At 69.8% G+C, this 4,827-nt stretch carries 4 protein-coding genes; 2 read left to right on the plus strand and 2 right to left on the minus strand.

The window, feature by feature from the left end:
- Nucleotides 1–190: 190 nt before the first annotated feature.
- Both VIR15_RS13110 and VIR15_RS21225 read right to left on the minus strand, forming a co-directional pair.
- Entirely contained in the window at nt 191–610 is a 420-nt protein-coding gene (locus VIR15_RS13110; protein ID WP_331928304.1) for a CBS domain-containing protein, read from the minus strand.
- A gap of 256 nt (nt 611–866) precedes the next feature.
- Nucleotides 867–1,373 carry a CinA family protein gene (locus tag VIR15_RS21225; protein ID WP_414654961.1) on the minus strand — a complete coding sequence of 169 codons (507 nt, stop codon included), beginning with the start codon at nt 1,371–1,373 and terminating at the stop codon, nt 867–869.
- Between VIR15_RS21225 and VIR15_RS13115 the strand changes: the two genes are divergently transcribed.
- Together VIR15_RS13115 and VIR15_RS13120 are read left to right on the plus strand one after the other, a co-directional pair.
- Complete coding sequence (locus tag VIR15_RS13115; protein ID WP_331928306.1) at nt 1,348–1,968, plus strand: DUF6448 family protein; 621 nt, start codon at nt 1,348–1,350, stop codon at nt 1,966–1,968. The two genes, VIR15_RS21225 and VIR15_RS13115, sit on opposite strands and share 26 nt — an antisense overlap.
- Before the next feature lie 78 nt (nt 1,969–2,046).
- Nucleotides 2,047–4,827 (plus strand): DEAD/DEAH box helicase (locus VIR15_RS13120; protein ID WP_331928308.1); only part of this gene is annotated, 2,781 nt, incomplete at its 3' end.

Raw genomic sequence — 4,827 nt, forward strand, 5'->3', positions numbered from 1 at the left:
CCCCGCCCGTCACGACGACTCGTCGTGGCGTTCGGCGGTGGCCGTTGGACAGGTTCACGACAGCCCACTACCCCTCGCGCTTCGAAGGGAAACGGTGCAGGCCCTGGTGTCAAACGTCGTTGCGCGCTGGGCCGGCTCCCGGACGGGAGCCGGCCCAGCGGCATACGGCTGAAGGGTCGTGCAGTGAAGGTCAGGGACGCGCGAAGACCTTCTCCACGAACTCGCTCAGCTGGTGCTCGTCGAGGTGACGCGCGAGGTCGGCCTCGCTGATCATGCCGACGAGCTGGTGGTCCTCGATGACAGGCAGCCGCTTGACCTGCTCGCGGCCCATGACGTCGACGACGTCGTTCACGTCGGTCATGGCGTCCACCCAGGTGACCTCGCCCTGGGCGAGCTCACCGGCTGTGCACGTCGAGACGTCCTTGCCCTCGGCGACGCACTTCACGACGATGTCGCGATCGGTGATGATGCCGTGCAGCTTCTGGTCGTTGCCGCAGATGGGTAGGGAGCCCACTCCCATGTCACGCATCATCCGCGCGGCCTCGAGCAGGCTCTGGTCCTCGCTGACGCAGGTCGCTCCAGCGTTCATGATGTCTCGGGCAGTCGTCATGCGTTCCTCCTCGTACCTCAGGTTCGTCCTGGTGGGTGGTGGAGGCGGTGCGTCGGCAGGCGCTGGCATTGGCCGAGGGGCGTCAGCGGCCATCCGGCACGTCGCCCACGTTCCACTCTCCTCCCGATGCCAAACCCCGACAAGACGCGAGCCCAACGTGGAGTGGTGAAGAGACGGCCGTATGCCGCTCGGCCGAGGGCGGCGGGATCGTGCGGGACGCGCATCAGCATGATCAACGCGCGCAGGGTCGTCTGGTTCACGACCTCCTCCGGCCCACCGTCCCAGCGTTGCAGCTCGGTTGCCACCAGACCCCAATTGGAGATCCCGAACCCACCGTCCCCGGGGGCTGCCCGTCCTGCTCCTCCGGACCGCCGACGCCCCTGACCGCCACAGCCAGGTCGCAACCGAGCAGATCCGGCACTCCCTTGGCCATTGCGGCGGCTGCCTCCTTGCTCACAACCGGCCCGTCGGGAACGCCGAGGATCCGGCGCTTCACCGGCGATGGCCTGCGCTGAGGCCCGCCAGCCTGCGGCCAATACCGAGGAGCAGGCGGATCCGCGGTGCCATGCGGTGGGCTGCCGCGTCCTTGATCCACGTCATTTTTCCCGACGGAGAACAGCCGCATCCTCTCCGGGACGCATCGAAAGGAGAAACTCATGAACGCGTCCATCATCCCAAGGAATCCGATAACAAGGCTCAGGAGGTCAAAACTCGGGCGGTCAAGGCTCGGCCGAGCCGTGGTCGCCACCATCGCCACCCTCATCGCGGCGTTCGCCGTGGTGGCGGTCCAGGCCGCACCGGCATCCGCACACTGCGACTCGAGGGAGGGTCCGGTCGTCACCTCCGCCACACAGGCGCTCGAGAAGGGAGACGTGAACCTCATCCTCCCCTACGTCAAGGCCGACCAGGAGCAGGAGCTCAAGGCAGCCTTCGACGAGACGATGGCAGTCCGAAACCGAGGGCCACAGGTCCAGGAGCTCGCCGACGAGTACTTCAAGGAGACGGCCCTACGGCTGCACCGTGTCGGCGAAGGGGCTTCCTACACCGGCATCAAGGAGCAGCTGGAGGAGAATCCGGCCTTGGAGGCAGCAGAGGAGTCGCTCGGCCAGGGCAATCCTGACGCCGTGCTCACGATGCTCGACGGGAGCCTTCGGGCAAAGGTGTCCGAGCGCTACCAGGGCGTCCTCGACGCACGAGCCGCTGAGGCCGCCAACAAGACCGTGGAGACGAGCCGCGAGCGCGTCGAGGCCGAGCTGATGTTCGAGAAGTACGTCGTCGACATTGGCAGCGCGATCGAGGCCGAGGCAGCGCACGAGGGTGAGGAGCACCAGGCGGGGACCCCAGACGCGGGGCACTGACCTCCACGACCGCTCTCCGTGGGACCCATTGACCTCCCACGGAGGGCGGTGTCACCGCTGGGTGGCAGGCTGGGCCTGATGGCCAAGGCAGATCAGGCGGGCGTCGAGGTGCTCGACCGCTTCTCTCCGGCGACGGCAGCGTGGTTCCGGAGCAGTTTCCGCGCGCCCACCGCGGCGCAGGCGGGGGCTTGGGAGGCCATCTCCTCCGGTCACCACTGCGTCGTCGTCGCCCCCACCGGTTCGGGGAAGACGCTGTCCGCCTTCCTCTGGGCCATCGACCGGATGGCGACGGAGCCGGTGCCGGAGGAGCGACTGGCGCGGTGCCGCGTCCTTTACGTCTCGCCCATGAAGGCGCTCGCCGTTGACGTCGAGCGGAACCTCCGTGCACCGCTCGTCGGCATCGGGCACGCCGCCACGCGGCTCGGGCTGCCGGTCCCCGAGATCGGGGTGTCGGTCCGCTCCGGTGACACGCCGGCAACCGAGCGCCGCGCCTTCGCCCGGACGCCGACGGACATCCTCATCACGACGCCTGAGTCGCTGTTCCTCATGCTGACGTCGTCCGTGCGCGAGGCCCTGCATGGCATCGAGACGGTCATCGTCGACGAGGTCCACGCCGTCGCCGGCACGAAGCGCGGCGCCCACCTTGCCCTGTCCCTCGAGCGCCTGGACGCCTTGCTCGGCAAGCCCGCCCAGCGGGTTGGCCTCTCCGCAACGGTGCGACCCGTCGAGGAGGTGGCGCGCTATCTCGCTGGAGGTCGTCCGGCTGAGATCGTGCAGCCGCCGTCGACGAAGGAGTGGGACCTCGACGTCGTCGTCCCCGTCCCTGACATGGCTGAGCTGTCGGGCGCCCCGGTCGAGATCTCCCCGGGAGTGCCCGACCTGTCCGGCCCCGCTGCGGGCAACGCTCCTCAGGCGTCTATCTGGCCGCACGTCGAGGAGCGGATCGCCGACCTCATCACGAAGCACCGTTCGACCCTCGTCTTCGCCAACTCCCGTCGGCTCGCCGAGCGGCTGACCTCCCGCCTCAACGAGATCTGGGAGGAGCGTCAGTCTGAGGAAGGGGCAGCCGATGAGATCGAGAGAACAACTTCTGGGGTGACCGGCTTCGCCGGGGAGCCCAGAAGTCGTCCACTCGATCAGGGTCGCCCGCCGGCGCAGATCATGGCGCAGTCGGGAGCCAGCCACGGCGCCCCTGCCGTCCTCGCCCGGGCGCACCACGGCTCCGTGAGCAAGGAGCACCGGGCAGCGATCGAGGAGGACCTCAAGGCCGGGCGGCTGCCCGCCGTCGTCGCGACGAGCAGCCTCGAGCTCGGCATCGACATGGGTGCCGTCGACCTCGTGGTGCAGGTCGAGAGCCCGCCCAGCGTGGCGAGCGGCCTCCAGCGGGTCGGGCGGGCCGGGCACCAGGTCGGTGCGGTCAGCCGCGGGGTGCTCTTCCCGAAGTTCCGCGGCGACCTCGTCCAGACCGCCGTCGTCGTCGAGCGAATGCAGGCCGGCGCGATCGAGAGCCTGCGCATCCCCGCCAACCCGGTCGACGTGCTCGCCCAGCAGATCGTCGCCATGTGTGCGATGGACGACTGGACGGTCGACGAGGTGGAGGCGCTCGCGCGGCGGGCGGCGAGCTTCGCAGGTTTGCCTCGCTCAGTGCTCGAGGCGACGCTCGACATGCTCGCCGGCAAGTACCCCAGCGACGAGTTCGCCGAGCTGCGCCCCCGCATCGTGTGGGACCGGATCACCGACACGCTCACCGGGCGTCGGGGTGCGCAGCGCCTCGCCGTGACGAGCGGTGGGACGATCCCCGACCGAGGTCTGTATGCCGTCTTCCTCGCGTCGGGTGAGGGGCCGGGGCGCCGGGTCGGCGAGCTCGATGAGGAGATGGTCTACGAGTCGCGGGTCGGTGACGTCTTCACGCTCGGCACGTCGTCGTGGCGGATCGAGGACATCACCCACGATCGGGTCCTCGTGACGCCGGCGCCGGGGCAGGCCGGGCGCCTGCCGTTCTGGAAGGGCGACCAGCAGGGCCGGCCCGCCGAGCTGGGTCGTGCCGTCGGCGCCTTCGTCCGCGAGGTCGTCGGGCTGCCCAGCGCCAAGGCGCGGGCCAGAGTCGTCCAGGCGGGGCTGGACGAGTGGGCGGCCGACAACCTGCTCGCCTACCTCACCGAGCAGCGCGAGGCCACCCGGCACGTGCCCGACGACCGGACCATCGTCGTCGAGCGGTTCCGGGACGAGATCGGCGATTGGCGCGTCGCCGTCCTCTCGCCCTTCGGCGGGCAGGTCCATGCGCCGTGGGCGCTCTGCGTCGCGGCCCGGATGCGGGAGCGCTTCGGGATCGACGTGCAGGCCATGCACGGTGACGACGGCATCGTGTTCCGCCTGCCCGACCTCGAGTTCGACGAGGGTGGCGCGGCTGCCTCCAGTGGGGAGATCGGCCGCCAGCTCGTCGAGCTCGTGACGCTCGAGCCGGAGGACGTCGTCGAGTTCGTGACGCAGGAGATCGGTGGGTCGGCCCTGTTCGCGGCTCGGTTCCGCGAGTGTGCAGCACGGGCGCTGCTCCTGCCGCGCAGGCGCCCGGACCGGCGCCAGCCCCTGTGGCAGCAGCGCCAGCGGGCCGCTCAGCTGCTCCAGGTGGCGAGCCAGTACCCGACCTTCCCCATCGTCCTCGAGGCCGTTCGGGAGTGCGTCCAGGACGTCTTCGACGTGCCAGGCCTCGTCGACCTGATGACTGAGATCCGCTCTCGCGCAGTGACCGTCGTCGATGTCGAGTCGGCGCAGCCCAGCCCGTTCGCGAAGTCCCTCGTCTTCGGCTACGTCGCCCAGTACCTCTACGAGGGGGACTCGCCGCTGGCCGAGCGGCGGGCC

This window comes from Intrasporangium sp., from assembly GCF_036566125.1.
GTDB lineage: Bacteria > Actinomycetota > Actinomycetes > Actinomycetales > Dermatophilaceae > Intrasporangium.